Below are 17,709 nucleotides of genomic sequence, written 5' to 3'. Positions count from 1 at the left end.
AGACACTGAAAAACAGAAAACAGACTATTATGATTAATTTAAAAGGGTTTATATTGAATCATTATAAATATTTGATTATGAGATATATTATTATCTGCTAATACTGAGAAATAATTATTTGGTGTTTTTATGAATATTTAATAATATAACGCTGAAGGATATTTTTCAAATTTCTTTTTTGCCATTTCGCGACAAGAATAAAGTTCGGGACTTTTATAAGATATTCCTTTTGTTTAAATTTAAATGTCAGCTTGCCTCTGATAAAGCCTGATTTGAAGCTTAGTTCAGAAACTTCTGTCATAGGAATAACAGTAATTGCATCTGTTATATTTGTATTCAAGGTTAAACCAATCAGAATTATTTTTTCTGCATTAAAATAAATAAGCAGATGTTTAATAAATAATCCAGAAAATTGAGTTATTACAATCTTTAGCCATAATTTTGCATCTATTGATCCATACAATATTGATGAACTGTCGAATTTTGGTAATTTATGCTCTTCAAAATATGCTTCGATATTTTCTAACTTTAAACCATTACTCATATAAGATATCCGTAATTTTTAAAAAATTCAAAATTTCTTTAATCCTGTCAATATAATAAATATATTTTAGTTTATCCACAATCATAATACCTGATATTGTTTTTCCCAGTTTTTATCCACGTATCTGTCAGTGTATGCGATAAGATGAATAAATACACATTATTCCTGTGATTATTGGGATGGTGTTGCACATAAACTGTGGATAAGTAATTTATAGCCTTGTTATATATAAATTAAATTTAACTGCCTATTTTTTAATCAGCAAATTATAACTGAATCAATTTTCCTTGATTCCGTTGCATAAACTGCTCTGACAATATCTGTTTGCAAACAGCAGTATAGCCCTCATATCTATAATAGACATAGTTGCTAGGACATATCAAATTCAGTATTGTCTTGTTGAACTCGCTGATTATTTTGAAATGCTGATAAGTTTCCACCGTTATGATGTTAATCGGAATGGTTTTCTGAAAAGCTGATTATCTTTATCATAAAAAACAAGTAAACGCTGAATTTTATATTCATTTCCGGATTTGAATTTGATTTATATAACGGAATATTGAACATTGATTACTGCTTTGATAATGGCTTTGATTTATTCCTTATTATATTATTTGAAATTATTATAACAACACTCCCTTATTAAAAAGGGATGCTATGATTAAATTACTTTTTTGCTTTATCAATTCATTTATTTTACTTTTTCCACTTATCTCCAACGCTTCAGAACATATTGGTTTTAAGCGAATTCACTATGATATACATGATGGAAGACCATTAGATATTGCTGTTTGGTATGTCACTAATAATAAGCAAAATTCAATAACTATAGCTGATAATGCTATTTTCGAAGGTTCTGAAGTTATTGCTGATGCAGTACCGGAAATGAAGAATACTAAATCGCCATTAATTTTACTTTCACATGGTTACGGTGGGAGCTGGCGAAGTTTAAGCTGGCTTACACATGCATTAGCTGCAAAGGGATATATTGTTGCAGCTCCTAATCATCCGGGGACAACTGGATTTGATCAGAATACTGAGCAGTCAGCCAAACTATGGTTACGGCCGCAAGATTTAAGTAAAACTATTGATGCGCTGACTGAAAATCAAACATTCTCAAATATCATTAATTTAAATCAGATTTCCGCTATAGGCCATTCGCTTGGTGGTTGGTCAGTAATTGCACTTTCCGGAGCCAGATTTGATACAGAGTCCTTTAAGAAAGATTGTAATAAATATTCATATTTAAAAGCTTGTCATTTGATATCTGAACTTGGTTTGGCAAATTCAGAGCTTAATAAGAATATGTCAGACCCCAGGATAAAAGCATTCGTATCATTGGATGCTGGTTTGACAAGAGGGTTTACCATTGAAAGCTTACAAAAAATCAAAATACCATCTCTTATTATTGGTGCAGGAGTTGATATAGGTGATACAAATACACAACTTGAATCGGGTTATGTACAAGAATTTCTACCAAAATCCTCCTCAACTTATATTATTATTCCAGATGCAATGCATTTTAGTTTTATCCAAATTTGTAAATCTGATGCAATTGATATATTGAATCAAGAAAAAGAAGGAGAAGGAATTATTTGTAAGGATGGCGGCAGCCGGAATAGAAGTGAGATTCATCGTGAAATTACTCATCTCATTGTTGATTTTTTATCTAAGACATTTTCAAATTATAAAAACTGATTTCAAAAAACTGCTTTAAATGATGCAGTTTCTTATTATTCTTATAATGGGTTATACCCCTTATAAATGATGTAATACTTCTATTTTGCTACAAAAAAAGACTGCCTTATATGTAAGGCAGTCTTGAATACTCAATATTAATGATTAATTTTCAGCCGGTTTTTGTTCTTGCGGTGCCTTTTCAAGCAAAGCTTTGATTGACAGGCGTACACGGCCGCGATCATCAATTTCCAGTGCTTTTACTTTAACCTGCTGACCAATTTGCAGGTAATCGCTTACATTTTTCACACGATCATGTGAAATCTGGCTGATGTGTACCAAGCCGTCTTTACCCGGCATAACTGATACGATAGCACCAACATTGTTATCCAGAATCTTGATTACTGTGCCTTCGTATACTTTACCCACTTCTACTTCAGCAGTAATTTCCTCAATACGGCGTTTGGCCGCTTCTCCTGCTTCACTGGTGCTGGCAGCAATGGTAATCGTACCATCTTCGGCAATATTAATTTCAGTACCGGTTTCTGCGGTTAATGCACGGATAGTTTCACCACCTTTACCAATAACATCACGAATCTTGTCCTGATGAATTTTCATGGTAAATAAACGTGGTGCATGTGCAGATAATTCTTGCGGACCTTTTACTGCTTCCTGCATTTGTCCGAGAATATTCAAACGAGCTTCTTTCGCCTGAGCCAGTGCAATCTGCATGATTTCCTTGGTAATTCCCTGAATTTTGATATCCATTTGCAGAGCAGTCACACCTGTAGTGGTGCCGGCAACTTTAAAGTCCATATCACCAAGGTGGTCTTCATCGCCCAGAATATCAGTCAGTACAGCAAATTTATTGCCATCCAGAATTAAACCCATGGCTATACCGGCAACATGACTTTTCAGAGGAACACCAGCATTCAGCAGACTCAGACATCCGGCACATACGCTGGCCATGGAAGAAGAACCATTGGATTCAGTAATTTCAGATACTACACGCATGGTGTAGCTGAAATCTTCAACATCAGGCAATACAGCCAGCAGTGCGCGTTTTGCCAGACGGCCGTGCCCGATTTCACGGCGTTTTGGTGCACCCATACGGCCTACTTCACCGGTTGAGTATGGTGGGAAATTGTAATGCAGCATAAAGCGGTCGGTATATTCACCACTCAGAGCATCAATAATCTGTTCATCACGCTGAGTGCCCAGTGTTGCTGTAGCCAGTGACTGAGTTTCACCACGGGTAAACAAGGCAGAACCATGTGTACGCGGTAATACGCCGGTCCGGATATTAATAGGTCGAACAGTGCGGGTATCACGGCCGTCAATACGCGGCTGACCTTCCAGAATCTGACCACGAACTACTTCTTTTTCCAGATCTTTGAAAATACCGCGAATCTGGTTAGCCAGTAATGTATCAGTTTCTTCGGTAATCAAAGCCGCTTCAACAGCAGACCATGCTTCATCTAGTTTTGCTGTACGGGCTTGTTTTTGCTTGATTTTGAATGCTTCATCAATTGTTGCACCAGCCAGCTCGCGCACTTTGGCAATCAGGCTTTCATCAGCAACAGGAGCCTGCCAGTCCCACATTTCCGGATTAACTTCATCAGCAAATTCATTGATGGCACGGATGGCTGCCTGCATTTGTTCATGACCGAATACTACTGCACCCAGCATGGTTTCTTCAGACAGTACATCTGCTTCAGATTCCACCATCAATACGGCTTTTTCTGTACCAGCAACAACTAAATCCAGTTGTGACTGAGCCAGCTGAGTTTTAGTCGGATTAAGAACATATTCACCATTGACATAGCCGACACGGGCTGCACCAATCGGACCGGCAAAAGGAACACCTGTTAGTAGTAGTGCAGCTGAAGCACCTAGCATAGCCGGAATATCTGAATCAATTTCCGGATCAACTGATACTACCATAGCAACTATCTGAATATCGTTGTAGAAACCTTCCGGAAATAAAGGACGAATCGGACGGTCAATCAGGCGGCTGGTAAGGATTTCTTTTTCACTCTGTTTGCCTTCCCGCTTAAAAAATCCGCCCGGAATTTTACCGGCTGCATAGGTGCGTTCCAGATAGTCTACGGTCAGCGGAAAGAAATCCTGACCAGGTTTGACTTCTTTAGCAGCTGTAACGGCTACCAGTACCACAGTATCGCCCATGGAAATTTTTACTGCACCGGCTGCCTGACGGGCAATTTCACCAGTTTCCAAAGTAACTGTCTGATTGCCGTATTGAAAGGTTTTAATGTGTTTATTAAACATATTGTTTTTCCATTCTAATTTTTTGCAGATACCGCACCTGCTAAAAAACCTAACAATGTACACGTAACTGGCATATACATAGGTAGGGTTTCTGGCCGGGCGTGATTTGCAAAATGATTATTAATGAGGTTTTAATCAAGCCTGTAACAGGCTATAAATACATTTTGTATTATGGTCAAATTCTAACATATATTTTTTACCTTATCGCAAACTCAATGACTGTCCCGACGCTGGTTAAGCTCAGGATATGCATTTTTGGTCTTTTTCAATCTGCCATAAAAATATTTCTATTGGCCGTATATTTTTTCTTTACCCAAAATCATTAATATTAAAACTATTTACTTGTATGTTAGAATTGATTTTACTAATGTAAATTACCATATTGGTTCAACCGGATCTGGCTGTACCTGTATTATTGAGGACAAAGTAATGTCTGAATTTTTATATAAAAAACCAACTGACAGTGATGTACTGTTATCTGTTGTGATGCATCCGGAAGATACCAACGCAAACAACACTATTTTTGGCGGACGTATTCTGGCTTTAATGGATCAGGCCGCGTATGCATGCGCCTGTAAACACTCACGTTCTGTAACGGTAACAGCAGCTATTAATACTGTTAATTTCCGTACGCCAATTTATGTGGGTGATTTGGTCTCAATTAAAGCTCGGGTCAATTATGTAGGTAAATCGTCCATGATGATTGGTATTCGTGTAGAAGCGGAAAATCTGGTTACCGGAGAAATTCGTCATAGTAATTCCAGTTATTTCACCATGGTCGCCATTGATTCTGCCACCGGTAAGCCACAGTCTGTACCCGGTCTGATTCTGGAAACATCCAATGAAGTACGCCGTTTTGTACGCTCATATACTCGTAAGATGGAACAGCAGGAAGCTTTGAAAGAATTTCAGGCAAAAGCTTTTCATTTAAATAAGGATCATCTGGACTGGTGTCAGACACAGAATGCGCGTTTGAATCCGGATTTATATAACGAAATAGGATAATCAAATATTGCCTGAATGGTTTTAGTTTGATGTATAAAAAAGCCGCCTCTTTTAAAAGGCGGCTTTTTTTCAGATGGAGAATGCTTATTTACGCAGACCCAGACGTGCAATCAATTCGCGATAGGTATCCGGTTTAGTGCGGCGGATGTACGCCAGCAAACGACGACGGGAGCTAACCATTTTCAACAGACCACGACGGCTGTGATGGTCTTTCGGGTTAGCTTTAAAGTGACCAGTCAGATCATTAATACGGAAAGTCAATAACGCGATTTGTACTTCAGAAGAACCAGTGTCCCCTTCGGCACGTTGATAATCTTTAATAATTTGTGCTTTTTGTTCAACAGATAACATGTAATTTACTCTTAAAAAAAGCCTTACGGCAGACAAGTTGGCCAAGCTAATATATGTCATTAACAAATACCAACTCCGGATACATATTTAACTGATATAAGCCGTATTCATCAGACGCAGCACTTTCAAACGCCTGCTGGCAGCCTGATATTGCACCAGCCCGATAAAGCGGCCATCCACAGCATAAATACGCAAGGGGCACATTGTGCCATAATTTTGCTCAGAATGCACGGCTATACCATGCTGTAACTGCAAAATATCTTTATCATTCAGAGTGACAGCCGGAAAATGTTGTACGAGTACATCACAAGGTAAAAGCCAGTTATCCCGTGCTGTCTCATCCAGATTACTGATTGCTGCAAGTGAATGAGTCTGTTCAATGGTAAAGCCGGCAGTAGCAGTGCGGCGTAATGCAGTCAGATGCGCTACAGTTCCCATATGTTTGGCCATATCTTCAGCCAGAGTACGTATATACGTTCCCTTACTGCAACGCACACTGATGACCAGCCGCGGGAAAGTAAATTCAATAATATCTATCTGATAAATCGTCACCTGGCGGCTTTTACGTTCGATGGTGATACCCGCACGGGCATATTCATATAATGGCTTACCCTGATATTTAATAGCTGAATACATAGGCGGTGTCTGAGTAATTTCACCACTAAAAGCAGAAATGGCTGCCTGTACCTGCGCCAGTGTAATCACTGTATCGGCAGTGGCAACGATTTCACCTTCAGCATCACCTGTGCTGGTAGCCGCACCCAGCTGTAAAGTCGCTATATAAGCTTTATCTGCATCCAGAAGATACTGAGCAAATTTAGTTGCTTCTCCAAAGCATACGGGTAACAAACCTGTTGCCAGCGGATCCAGTACACCGGTATGCCCTGCTTTGGCCGCACCATATAAAAAGCGCGCCCGCTGCAAAGCACTGTTACTACTCATTCCGCTGTCTTTATCAAGTAACAGCACACCATTAAGAACGCGTTTGCGCCGGCTAGTCTGGGTATTCATGATGTTGTTTATCTAATTTCAGTTTCAAGGTCATTAGGCGAGCGCATCATAACATGCTTTATCCGGCCTATTCAGGATTAGTCGCTTTTTCGATTAGAAACAGGCTTGAGAACCAGTACTGGCTTTTAAAATTACCAGCTCCGCCGATAACAGAACTTCGGACATCTATATTTTCAAACTTAAAAACTGACTATAAAAGCATCTTATCAGGATGCACACAGATGACATAATTTCCAGATTTCACTATCAGTGGAATCTGCGAACCCAGATAGGTGTATGGATCAGATGTATATGCCGTTAGTCATACTATTCTTGATTTCCAGCGATGTTTACCCATGTGATAGTTAATTTTGCATACTGTTTTATTGTCTTAATTTAGGTGTGCATGCCTCTATGCAGATTTTATGTTTTCTTACCTGAGCAGATCTGATTAGTAGGACAATAGCACAAAGGAATCATTGAAATTTATTAAAATTTCTTATAAATATATGGTATTTTGCTGCAATTAAGTCTTACGCAGATGCTTTATTTAGAGTTACAATTATTTTATATACCAGTGCTGGTACTGTACTGATATATCTGTCAGAATAACTGGTAGAAAATAAATATTTTAATCCTGTTTTAAATGACATTTAATCGGTAATATGAGGTACATTTACACCTCTGTATAATTTTCTGTCATTTTTATTCAGGATTATATTTATACCGGTATTGATTTTATCCGGTAAATGATTTTCTGGTTGTACCGGTCTGTTTATCTGAGAACAGAAACTAACAGACTAAACACTTCTTCTTTACTGATGAAAAGGGTTCATTATGAAAGCAGCCGTAGTAACAAAAGACAAAAAAGTTGCCATCCAAGATAAAGCTGTACGCCCGTTGAAAGCCAATGAAGCATTGCTGAAAATGGAATGCTGTGGCGTTTGCCATACCGACTTGCATGTAAAAAATGCGGATTTTGGCGACGTAACTGGTGTAACACTGGGACATGAAGGTATTGGGGTTGTAACTGCTGTAGGTGAAGATGTTACTTCTTTAAAAGTGGGTGACCGTGCCAGTGTTGCCTGGTTCTTTGAAGGCTGCGGACATTGTGAATATTGCAACAGTGGTCGCGAAACCTTCTGCCGTGAAGTTAAAAATGCCGGCTATACTGTAGACGGTGGTATGGCTGAAGAATGTATCGTTGTAGCAGATTATGCAGTTAAAGTACCAGACGGACTGAGTTCTGAAGCAGCCAGCAGTATTACCTGTGCCGGTGTGACAACCTACAAGGCAATCAAAGTTTCTCATATTCAGCCGGGTCAGTGGATTGCGATTTATGGCCTTGGCGGTTTGGGTAATCTGGCGTTGCAGTATGCCAAAAACGTGTTTAATGCTAAAGTAATTGCTATTGATGTTAATGAAAAACAACTTGAGCTGGCACGCGAAATGGGTGCAGATATGACTCTGAACCCTGCTAAAGAAAAAGTAGAAGAAATCATTCAGGAAAAAGTAGGTGGTGCTTACGCTGCTGTGGTTACAGCTGTAGCTAAATCTGCTTTCAATTCAGCCGTAGCCTCTGTTCGTGCCGGCGGACGTATTGTTGCTGTAGCCTTGCCAGTTGACACTATGGATCTGAATATTCCGCGTCTGGTTCTGGATGGTATTGAAGTGGTAGGTTCACTGGTAGGTACACGTGAAGATTTGCGTGAAGCATTCCAGTTTGGTGCAGAAGGTAAAGTAGTACCAAAAGTAACTATGCGCCCTCTGGAAGATATCAATGATATTTTCGATGAAATGACTGCCGGTAAGTTTACTGGTCGTATGGTAATCGACTTTAAAAATGCCTGATATCTGTTAGGCAGTTTAAAAAAGCCATAGTCTGACTATGGCTTTTTTGTTGTCCGGAGAAATAATTAGCAGGCTTCGCCTACCTGAACACCATTGAGAGTGTCCTGAGCAGAGGCCAGACTGGCTACCAGTTGCTGAGCTGCCTGAAATTCAGGTGTCTGCATAGTAGCAACATATTCTGTTGCACTCCCCTTACCGGCAATCATCTGCCAGCGCTGTGCCAGCCGGCTGATATCCGGCCAGACAAAATCGGTCAGAAGGTTATCTACCCAGTCTGGTTTATTACATACCAGAGCGATATCACAGCCGGCACCAAAAGCCTGCGCTGTACGTGCATGGATATCACCGGCGCAGCTGGCTCCTTCCATAGTTAAATCATCAGAGAAAATCACTCCATCAAACTGCATTTTATCGCGTAAAACACCCCCCAGCCAGATAGTGGAGAATCCTGCCGGTTCTGTCGGATCAACTTTAGGATATACCACGTGTGCGGGCATGAGTGCCGGCATACCATTATGAATTAAATCTTTAAATGGCTGAATATCATCAGCCCATAATTCTTCCCAGCTGCGGTTATCTTCCGGTAAGGTAAGATGGCTATCACCACTGACAGCTCCATGCCCGGGAAAATGTTTGCCACAGCAAGCCATACCACCACGAGCCAGACCACGTTGCAAAGCTACTGCCAGAGAGCTGACTACAGCCGGCTGCTGATGAAAACTGCGATTACCAATAACAGCACATTCACCCCAGTCCAAATCCAGAACAGGCGTAAATGATAAATCTATGCCACAGGCACGTAATTCAGTAGCCAGTACCCAGCCTACCGTTTCGGCCATTTTGTCGGCCATTGCTGCACCATGCTGCTCCCAGCACTGTCCCAGAGTACGCATGGCCGGCAATCGGGTAAATTCGGGAATAAAGCGCTGTACCCGCCCGCCTTCATGATCAACAGCGACAATAAGCTCCGGTGTTCTTAATGCTTTAATTTCCGCAACCAGCTCGGTTAACTGAGCACGGGACTGATAATTGCGCCGGAACAGAATCACACCGCCAATGGCCGGATGACATAAACGTTCACGTTCGGTATCACTTAACCTGAACTGTGCCACATCAGCCATAACCGGACCACGTGCTAATGCTTTGGGATGTACTGACAACATAAATTATTCCAAAATTTTTCTGAATGAATCGCGTGGTCTGACCAGAAAGTGTTCCATCATTAACAATGGAACAATTAATAAAACCTGTATAATGGTGTAAACGACCTGTACGATTAACTAATTATCCAACTAGAACAGTATCTTTATAAAAAATTACGGCAGCATCATAGCAATAAACAGGGTATTGTTTGCACGCCTGATTAACAGAGGTACATTTTTTCCACTGGCTGCTACTGCATTATCAAAATCTTTTTCGTCATGAACCAGTTTCTGACCAACGGCGATAATAATATCGCCACGACGTAAATCTACCTGTGCAGCCAGCCCGCTGATGTCTTCAATAATCAGCCCCTGAGCTGTTGCCCGCAATACCAGACCGAGACGGTGTTCGGCAAAACTGGTTCCGTCAGTTGGCATAATGGTACTACTGGCAGAACTGGCCGGATTAGCTACAGCCGGAGACACATTATCCAGCGTTACCTTGATTTCTTCTTTTTTACCTTTACGCCAGATACCCAGAACGATTTGCTTACCTGGTGGCAGTAAACCAACTTTCACCGGCAAATCGCTTGAATTCTTTAGCTCATCGCCATTCACACTTTGTACGATATCACCGGATAATAAGCCTGCTTTAGCTGCCGGTCCGCCGGCAACAACTTGAGTAATCAGCGCACCATTGGCTTTATCCAGACCAAAAGATTTAGCCAGATTATAGTTGACTTCCTGAATAACTACTCCAAGCCGGCCTCGCTGTACCTTACCTGATGTTTTCAATTGTTCGGCTACATTCATGGCCACATCAATCGGAATGGCAAAAGAAATACCCATAAAGCCACCACTGCGGCTGTATATCTGTGAGTTAATTCCTACTACCTGTCCCTTAAGATTAAATAATGGTCCACCTGAATTTCCGGGATTAATAGCCACATCAGTCTGGATAAACGGCGTATAGTTTTCTTCCGGCAGACTGCGTCCTTTGGCTGAAACGATGCCGGCAGTCACACTATTATCAAAACCAAACGGCGCACCAATGGCCGCTACCCATTCTCCGACTTTTAATTCTTCAGGATTACCCAGTTCTACAACCGGTAATTCATCGGCATTGATTTTTAATAATGCAACATCAGACTGAGCATCAGCACCAATCAGTTTTGCCTGAAATTCACGTTTATCATTCAGTAAAACCTTAATATTATTCATACCGTTGACTACATGAGTGTTGGTAAGAATATAACCATCCTTACTGATAATAAAACCTGAACCAAAATTATATTCATCATCATTTGCCTGCGGGGTTTGCGGTACATTTGGCAAAAGGCGTTTGAAGTATTCGTAAAACGGATCATTGTCAGGCAAAGCATCCGGACCGGCTTCATTATCGATATTACGGTTATTGCGTGTAGCCTGAATATTGACTACTGCCGGACCTTGCTGGTCGACCAGCCGGGTAAAATCGGGCAACAACATAGCTACCTGATTGCTGTTCCCATCAGTACCGGCAGGTATTTCCTTCACAAAACCCTGACCGTCCTTATTTTTGCCAAACCATTGTTCCAGCCTGTCACAACCTGCTACTAACAACACTGACAAAATTGCCGTCAACATATATTTGCGATTTATCCGCATCCACTTCCCTAACTTTTTTGTTTTCTTACACAAGCAAAGATTAATAATATTGTAACGAAAAGAGGCGTTAAGTTACACAATCAGACGGTTAAAGTCGACTTTGCCGGATACTCGCACAAATCATTTATCAGACATTGCTCACACAGCGGTTTACGCGCTTTACATATGTAACGTCCGTGTAAAATAAGCCAGTGATGTGCATTAAGTCTGAACTGTTTCGGCACCACCTGCATTAATTTATCCTCAACTTCACGTACCGTTTTACCCGGTGCCAAACCAGTACGATTACATACCCGGAAAATATGCGTATCTACTGCAATCGTTGGATGACCAAAAGCTGTATTCAGCACAACATTAGCCGTTTTTCTCCCTACTCCCGGCAATGCCTCCAGCTCTTCTCTGGTTTGCGGTACATCTCCGTTATACTGCTGCACCAGAATCCGGCAAGTTTCCATCACATGTTTGGCTTTGGTTTTATATAAACCGATGGTCCGAATACACTCCATAACTTTATCTATTCCTAACTCCAGCATAGCTTGTGCCGTGGGTGCCATTCGGAATAAATGTATAGTGCATTTATTGACAGAAACATCCGTTGCCTGTGCCGAGAGCATAACAGCTATCAATAATTCAAATGGTGAATGATATATCAGCTCTGTAGTCGGATTCTGACAGACGGCCTGCAAACGAGTGAATATTTTCTTGCGCTTTTGTGCATTCATGAAATTAAACCATTATCGGTTTTTTTGTTGCTGACGAAACTGCCACGGTGCTATTGCACTGGCATTGTGCCATAAACCGAGACGATTTTGGCGCGCCTGTATCTGAGCACTCTGATAACGGCCAAAACCTAATCGATCCTGCTGCTTTTTAGCAATTGAGTCGTAATGCCATGCATATCCCTGCTGAACCATCCATAAGTTAATATCTGCATTATTCAATATAATCTGACCAACCTCACGCTGATACTGATCTATAGCAACCACATTGACATCAACATACTTACCTTCAATACGTGCTTTTAAGGCATCACGACTGGCTATACCATAAGCTTGTTTGATTTCCGGCGCATCTATATTAGCCAGACGAACTTTATGCATATGCCCGTCCTTGTCTCTGATATGCACAGTATCTCCGTCATGCACACTGTCAACATTACCGGAATAGCGTCCTTTACTGGCTACTGCCCACTTTTTTCCTCTTACAGGCGGCTTACCATTAAGTAAATCCTGTACAGAGCGCACAATACTGTCCGCTTTCTGTGTCCATTCCGCTAAAGGTGTAATTATACTTTCCGGCAACCACACTTTAGCGATTGTCAGAATAACAGCCACCCAGACCAGAATTTTACGCCAGTTAGTCAGAATTTTTTTTCTTTTATGCATTTATCAGAAAACCACATTGTTAAATATGCCCGGCATGAACAGAATAAACCACAGACAGTAAAATAAACCCTTAAAACAACAGCAGCCAGCTACCCTTTTTTCAGGTAACTGGCTGCGCAGATATTAATTAATTGTAATATTAAATACTTCTGTGCAGCGAATTCAGACTCTGGCAGTTAATACCTTGACACCATCGCTGCAACCCAGCACCAGTAAATCAGCCGGATGGTGAGTAAACAAACCATTTTCCACTACACCGGGTATCTTATTAATGGCATCTTCCATTTTAATCGGCTCATCAAAGTTCAGATTAGCTACATCCAGAATCTGATTACCATGATCAGAAGTAAAACCCAGACGCAGTTCAGGCTCTCCGCCAAGTTTCAGTAGCCGGCGCGCTACCAGTGAACGGGCATTGGGCGTCACTTCAACTGGTAACAATACATGACCAAGACGACTGGTATATTTACTTTCATCAGCAATACAAATGAATTTCTCAGCAGCACTGGCAACAATTTTTTCATTTAACAATGCACCGCCGCCACCTTTAATCATCTGCAATAAATGATTGATTTCATCAGCTCCATCAATGTACAGCGGTAAACCATTCACTTCATTGAGTGTTACTTCCGGAATACCAAATTTTTTCAAAGTTTCACTGGTCAGGGCAGATGTGGATACTGCACCTTTAATCTGCTTTTTACTTTGTGCCAGTGCCTCAATAAAAAAATACACGGTAGAACCGGTACCAATACCCAGATACTCGTTTTCATTGACATATTCAACAGCTTTTTGCGCTGCCTGACGTTTCAACTCATCCTGTGTGGCCATTCTACTGCTCCTTGATCAGCTTAACTTTAAGTACATTTCAAACAATAATTATTCCTGCACGAAATTATAACTGATGCCGCAACAGGATTAAACTGCCGTCAGCAATACGACTGCCTGAGCCTCAATAGCTTCTTTCCGCCCCAGATAGCCTAATTTTTCATTGGTTTTACCCTTAACATTTACTGCATCCACAGCTATATTCAAATCAGCTGCAATATTTATGCGCATCTGATCTATATAAGGACGCAATTTCGGCTCCTGAGCAATAACCGTACTATCAACGTTGACCACACGCCAGCCGGCAGCCAGAACGGCAGCACAGGCACCACGTAACAGTACACGGCTATCGGCATCTTTATTTGCAGCAGCTGTATCCGGATAAAGCTTGCCAATATCACCTAAAGCAGCTGCACCCAGCAGTGCATCGGTAATCGCATGCAATAGCGCATCTGCATCAGAATGACCAAGCAAACCTTTATCAAAAGGAATTTTTACGCCGCCAAGTAACAATGGCCGCCCGCTAACGAGCTGATGCACATCATAACCCTGACCAATTCTTAAAGAACTCATTTAATGGTGTCCTGCTGTAAAAAATAGCTAGCCAGTAACGCATCCTGTGCACTGGTGAGTTTCAGATTGCGTATATCCCCTGCTACCAGTAATGGAGTTAGACCAAGCGCCTCTACGGCAGAAGATTCATCTGTAATTACATCCAAATCTGCCTGTGCCAGTGCTCTGGCCAGAATACCGGTACGAAACATTTGTGGAGTCTGAGCCTGCCATAAACCTGTCCTGTTCACTGTCCGGCTCACCTGCTGTTGCTCATCTGCCTGTTTAAGGGTATCTGCTACGGGAAGCGCTAGTAACCCGCCGACTGCATGATCCTGCACAGCAGCTAATAAACGTTTTACAGAATCCGTACTCACACAGCAACGAGCGGCATCATGTACCAGTATCCAGTCGTTATCCTGTACATTAAAATATTTTTGCGCCTGCACAATCCCATTGTGCACAGTTTGCGCCCGCGTCGCTCCGCCACAACGCAGGATATGCACATCCGGCGGTAATAAATCTGCCGGATAGACAGCATCGATATATTCATCCTGTTCTGATACAACAATCAAAAACAGATCAATTGCACTGATTTGTGCCAGTCGCGACACTGTATGCTGTAATACAGTCTGACCGGCCAAAGTAACATATTGTTTCGGACATCCTGCACCAAATCGTGCTCCGACACCCGCGGCAGGAATCAGCACTACATGCCGGGTCATACAGATTTATCTCCGTTATTTTCCTGCCATTTCCGCCACATACAGGGTTCACCAACTATTTTATCCAACGCCTGCAAATAAGCTTCATGTTCAGCCAGTTCTTCTGCACTGGGTTCCACTACTGTTAACCCAGTATGTTTTATCTGATATTTGCTGTCTGCAATCTGATTTTCACTGGCAGCAGCAGTGGCTATCAGTTCATCTACCAGACTGAACTGGCTTCGGGTCATGGCAAGATAAACTTCACCAAGTAATTCACAGTCAATCAGCGCACCATGCAGTACACGCTTACTGCGGTCTACTTCCAGCCGCGTACATAAAGCATCCAGCGAATTTTTCTGTCCAGGATATTTATCACGAGCCATTTTGAGCGTATCAACTGTCCCACTGGTAATCGTTTCAATCTTGGGCATACCCAGACGCTCAAACTCCATATCCAGAAAGCCTTCATCAAACGCAGCATTATGAATAATCAGTTCGGCACCATGCAGGTAGTCGGCAATCTGCTGAGCCACACCGGCAAACACCGGAGCATTCATTTCCTGTAGCTTTTCCAGTGTAATTCCGTGTACTGCCACAGCTTCGTCTGGAATATCGCGCTCAGGATTAATATACAGATGCAGATTATTTCCGGTAAGGCGCCGGTCTACCATTTCTACACCGGCAAATTCAATCAGGCGATCACCATTGTTTGCATACAGTCCGGTGGTTTCAGTATCAAGAATAATTTGACGCATATTGATTCAATGCTTTATGCGGTTGAACACCGCTGACTTAAAACTCCGATAATACTAAAAAATCAACTCCGGTGCATAACAGCGGTCCGTGCCGGTAAAACAAATTACTCAGCAGGCAATCCAACAGATGACTATTACAAACTAATAGTCATTAAGCGGTTTTATCCGGATAAAACATTAATTTTTGGTATTTTTTGTCATAGTCTCTATTAACGGGTATATATACCACTATTTATTTTTCTTTTAAAAACAAAATTATAAATAAAATTCTCATTTATTTTTGCAAATAATAATAACTATCATTTGCAATTAGAAAACAATTTGTTTATGATGCATCTATGTTCACGAAACGACACAAATATTCACAAATATTTTGCAGCCATTTCTGAACATACTCACAGATTTAAAATAGATTGTTTTTGTTCAACAATTTATTTAGCACTTTTCTATTGGTAGTGGTTTGTGTTCCTTTTTGCGCCCCCTTTTTTGAGGGGCGATTTTTTTGTTAGTCATTAGTGTAATGAAAACAGAAAAATAATTCAATTATCAACTAACCTATAAAAAGCCGGCCTGTATATTTTCAAACAGGCCGGCTTGAATATTATTGCGGCTGATAGCGTCCGGCCATAGCCTGATAAATCAGATTTTCATTTTGCAGGACACTATAACGGTTGTTTAACACGTTTTGTGCCGAAGAATACTGAGTATTCAATGCATCCAGCCAGTCACTAAGCGGATTAGTACCGTATTGATAGCGGGCATGGTAGTAGCGACTGTTTTTTAAATCGTACTGGTATTTTTGTTCATTATTGGCCAGTGTATTGCGGCTAAGCGTGTATTGCCGGTAATAGCGTTCAACTTCATTAAGGGCGGTAGTCAGAGATTGTTCAAAAGTCAGTTTAGCACTTTCAAAATCTGCCTTAGCCTGTTTGTTCTGCCAATACAGAGTCTGCCAGTCGAGAAAAGGCAAATTTACATTAACACTTGCCGTACCGACAGGAAAATGTAAAGCCGAAGAAGCAGCCTCAGAACGCGAATTAACCGCACCATTCAGACTAATACTCGGATACCAGCTACGTTTAGTTGCCTGCTGACTGGAAAAAGCAGATTGCAAACGATATTCTGCCGCACGTAAATCAGGGCGATTAGCCAGTACAGACAATGGCACATTCAGATTCACTTCACTCAAATGAATCTGATTTAAAGGAGTTGGTTGAATATCCGTTACCTCACCCGGACGCTGATTGAGTAAATTATGCAGATTCTGCAATACTTCCAGCCGGTTCTGCTGCAATGAGGTCAGATTATTCTCTGCGCTCAGTAACGATTGTTTGGCATTAGTAGCATTAATGCTGCTGACTTTACCTACCTGATACTGTGCCTGAGAGATTCTGGCAATCTGCCGGTATTGTTCAATACTGTCTTTAGTTAAACTGATTGCACCATCAATGTAGGCAAGATGAAAATAATTATCGACGACACTATTAATCAGTGAGAGTCTGCTGGCGGCCAGATCCTCTTCACTGGCCTGATATTTCCAGCGTGCCGCATTGGTATTGGCACGAATTTTCTGCCATACGTCCAGTTCATAACTTAATCCGAGCTGGCCGGTAAAATTACGGCTGGACACCCCGCCATGTTTCAAATCTTTGGAGCTGCTGGCACCAAGAGAACCACTGGCATTCGGTACCAGGTCTACTGCTGTCAGGCGGGCACTATAACGTGCTTTTTCAGCTGTCAGTGCTGCCTGACGCAAATCAACATTATTAGCCAGCGCAGTATTTACCAGCTGATTCAGAGTGTCATCATGGTAAATTTCCCACCAGTTAGCATTAACCTGATACTGCGCAGCAATTTCTGCACTGCTCAGCATTCCGGCTTTATGCATGCTTTGCTGCGGATAGGAACTATGCGTAGCACAGGCGGTTAACAGCAGACTCAGATTCAGCATCCATACTGCGCTGCGTTTTTTCACAAAATTATCTC

16 protein-coding genes are annotated in these 17,709 nt (G+C 41.5%); 3 read left to right on the top strand and 13 right to left on the bottom strand.

The genetic code is table 11. The features are described 5' to 3' along the window. Positions 1 to 127: 127 nt before the first annotated feature. The gene (locus SALWKB2_RS03495) at positions 128 to 544 is read right to left on the bottom strand and encodes a hypothetical protein (protein WP_025330301.1); all 417 of its coding nucleotides are present in this window, start codon (positions 542 to 544) and stop codon (positions 128 to 130) included. Positions 545 to 1,201: 657 nt separating this feature from the next. Here SALWKB2_RS03495 and SALWKB2_RS03490 point away from each other — a divergent pair. Then, positions 1,202 to 2,242: an alpha/beta hydrolase family protein gene (locus tag SALWKB2_RS03490; RefSeq protein WP_051506404.1), complete on the top strand. Its 1,041-nt coding sequence runs from the start codon at positions 1,202 to 1,204 to the stop codon at positions 2,240 to 2,242. 144 nt (positions 2,243 to 2,386) lie between these two features. On the opposite strand, the gene pnp is transcribed toward SALWKB2_RS03490, so the two are convergent. Beyond that, on the bottom strand, positions 2,387 to 4,510 hold the full coding sequence (gene pnp, locus SALWKB2_RS03485; protein ID WP_025330299.1) for a polyribonucleotide nucleotidyltransferase: 2,124 nt from the start codon (positions 4,508 to 4,510) through the stop codon (positions 2,387 to 2,389). Positions 4,511 to 4,939: 429 nt separating this feature from the next. Here pnp and SALWKB2_RS03475 point away from each other — a divergent pair, with 429 nt between their 5' ends. Continuing rightward, positions 4,940 to 5,515 carry an acyl-CoA thioesterase gene (locus SALWKB2_RS03475; RefSeq protein ID WP_025330298.1) on the top strand — a complete coding sequence of 192 codons (576 nt, stop codon included), beginning with the start codon at positions 4,940 to 4,942 and terminating at the stop codon, positions 5,513 to 5,515. Positions 5,516 to 5,599: 84 nt separating this feature from the next. On the opposite strand, the gene rpsO is transcribed toward SALWKB2_RS03475, so the two are convergent. Further along, a complete protein-coding gene (gene rpsO, locus SALWKB2_RS03470; protein WP_025330297.1) occupies positions 5,600 to 5,866 on the bottom strand; it encodes a 30S ribosomal protein S15 in 267 nt (88 codons plus the stop codon). A gap of 87 nt (positions 5,867 to 5,953) precedes the next feature. Beyond that, positions 5,954 to 6,877, bottom strand: coding sequence for a tRNA pseudouridine(55) synthase TruB (gene truB / locus SALWKB2_RS03465; RefSeq protein ID WP_025330296.1), 924 nt, complete (start codon positions 6,875 to 6,877; stop codon positions 5,954 to 5,956). An 816-nt stretch (positions 6,878 to 7,693) separates the two neighbouring features. Here truB and adhP point away from each other — a divergent pair. Beyond that, positions 7,694 to 8,707 (top strand): alcohol dehydrogenase AdhP, encoded by a 1,014-nt coding sequence (gene adhP / locus SALWKB2_RS03460; protein ID WP_025330295.1) that lies wholly within the window; start codon positions 7,694 to 7,696, stop codon positions 8,705 to 8,707. A gap of 65 nt (positions 8,708 to 8,772) precedes the next feature. On the opposite strand, the gene nagZ is transcribed toward adhP, so the two are convergent. From nagZ to SALWKB2_RS03415, 9 genes are all read right to left on the bottom strand, one after another. Beyond that, entirely contained in the window at positions 8,773 to 9,870 is a 1,098-nt protein-coding gene (gene nagZ / locus SALWKB2_RS03455) for a beta-N-acetylhexosaminidase (protein WP_025330294.1), read from the bottom strand. Between the two features lie 153 nt (positions 9,871 to 10,023). After that, positions 10,024 to 11,496 (bottom strand): DegQ family serine endoprotease, encoded by a 1,473-nt coding sequence (locus SALWKB2_RS03450; RefSeq protein WP_025330293.1) that lies wholly within the window; start codon positions 11,494 to 11,496, stop codon positions 10,024 to 10,026. An 80-nt stretch (positions 11,497 to 11,576) separates the two neighbouring features. Continuing rightward, positions 11,577 to 12,218: an endonuclease III gene (gene nth, locus SALWKB2_RS03445; RefSeq protein WP_025330292.1), complete on the bottom strand. Its 642-nt coding sequence runs from the start codon at positions 12,216 to 12,218 to the stop codon at positions 11,577 to 11,579. Positions 12,219 to 12,230: 12 nt separating this feature from the next. Then, on the bottom strand, positions 12,231 to 12,881 hold the full coding sequence (locus SALWKB2_RS03440; protein ID WP_025330291.1) for a thermonuclease family protein: 651 nt from the start codon (positions 12,879 to 12,881) through the stop codon (positions 12,231 to 12,233). 162 nt (positions 12,882 to 13,043) lie between these two features. After that, positions 13,044 to 13,712: a ribose-5-phosphate isomerase RpiA gene (gene rpiA / locus SALWKB2_RS03435; protein WP_025330290.1), complete on the bottom strand. Its 669-nt coding sequence runs from the start codon at positions 13,710 to 13,712 to the stop codon at positions 13,044 to 13,046. Between the two features lie 87 nt (positions 13,713 to 13,799). After that, positions 13,800 to 14,282, bottom strand: a complete 483-nt coding sequence (gene ispF, locus SALWKB2_RS03430; RefSeq protein WP_025330289.1) for a 2-C-methyl-D-erythritol 2,4-cyclodiphosphate synthase — start codon at positions 14,280 to 14,282, stop codon at positions 13,800 to 13,802. After that, positions 14,279 to 14,986, bottom strand: a complete 708-nt coding sequence (gene ispD / locus SALWKB2_RS03425) for a 2-C-methyl-D-erythritol 4-phosphate cytidylyltransferase (protein ID WP_025330288.1) — start codon at positions 14,984 to 14,986, stop codon at positions 14,279 to 14,281. Before ispD ends, ispF begins: the two co-directional genes overlap by 4 nt. Next, complete coding sequence (dnaQ, locus tag SALWKB2_RS03420; protein ID WP_180297648.1) at positions 14,983 to 15,723, bottom strand: DNA polymerase III subunit epsilon; 741 nt, start codon at positions 15,721 to 15,723, stop codon at positions 14,983 to 14,985. The genes ispD and dnaQ overlap by 4 nt, the downstream gene beginning before the upstream one ends. Before the next feature lie 601 nt (positions 15,724 to 16,324). Then, a complete protein-coding gene (locus tag SALWKB2_RS03415; protein ID WP_237749813.1) occupies positions 16,325 to 17,698 on the bottom strand; it encodes a TolC family protein in 1,374 nt (457 codons plus the stop codon). Positions 17,699 to 17,709 lie beyond the last annotated feature (11 nt).

This window comes from Snodgrassella alvi wkB2, from assembly GCF_000600005.1.
GTDB classification, from domain to species: Bacteria; Pseudomonadota; Gammaproteobacteria; order Burkholderiales; family Neisseriaceae; genus Snodgrassella; species Snodgrassella alvi.
This window is presented reverse-complemented; position numbering and strand designations above follow the sequence as displayed.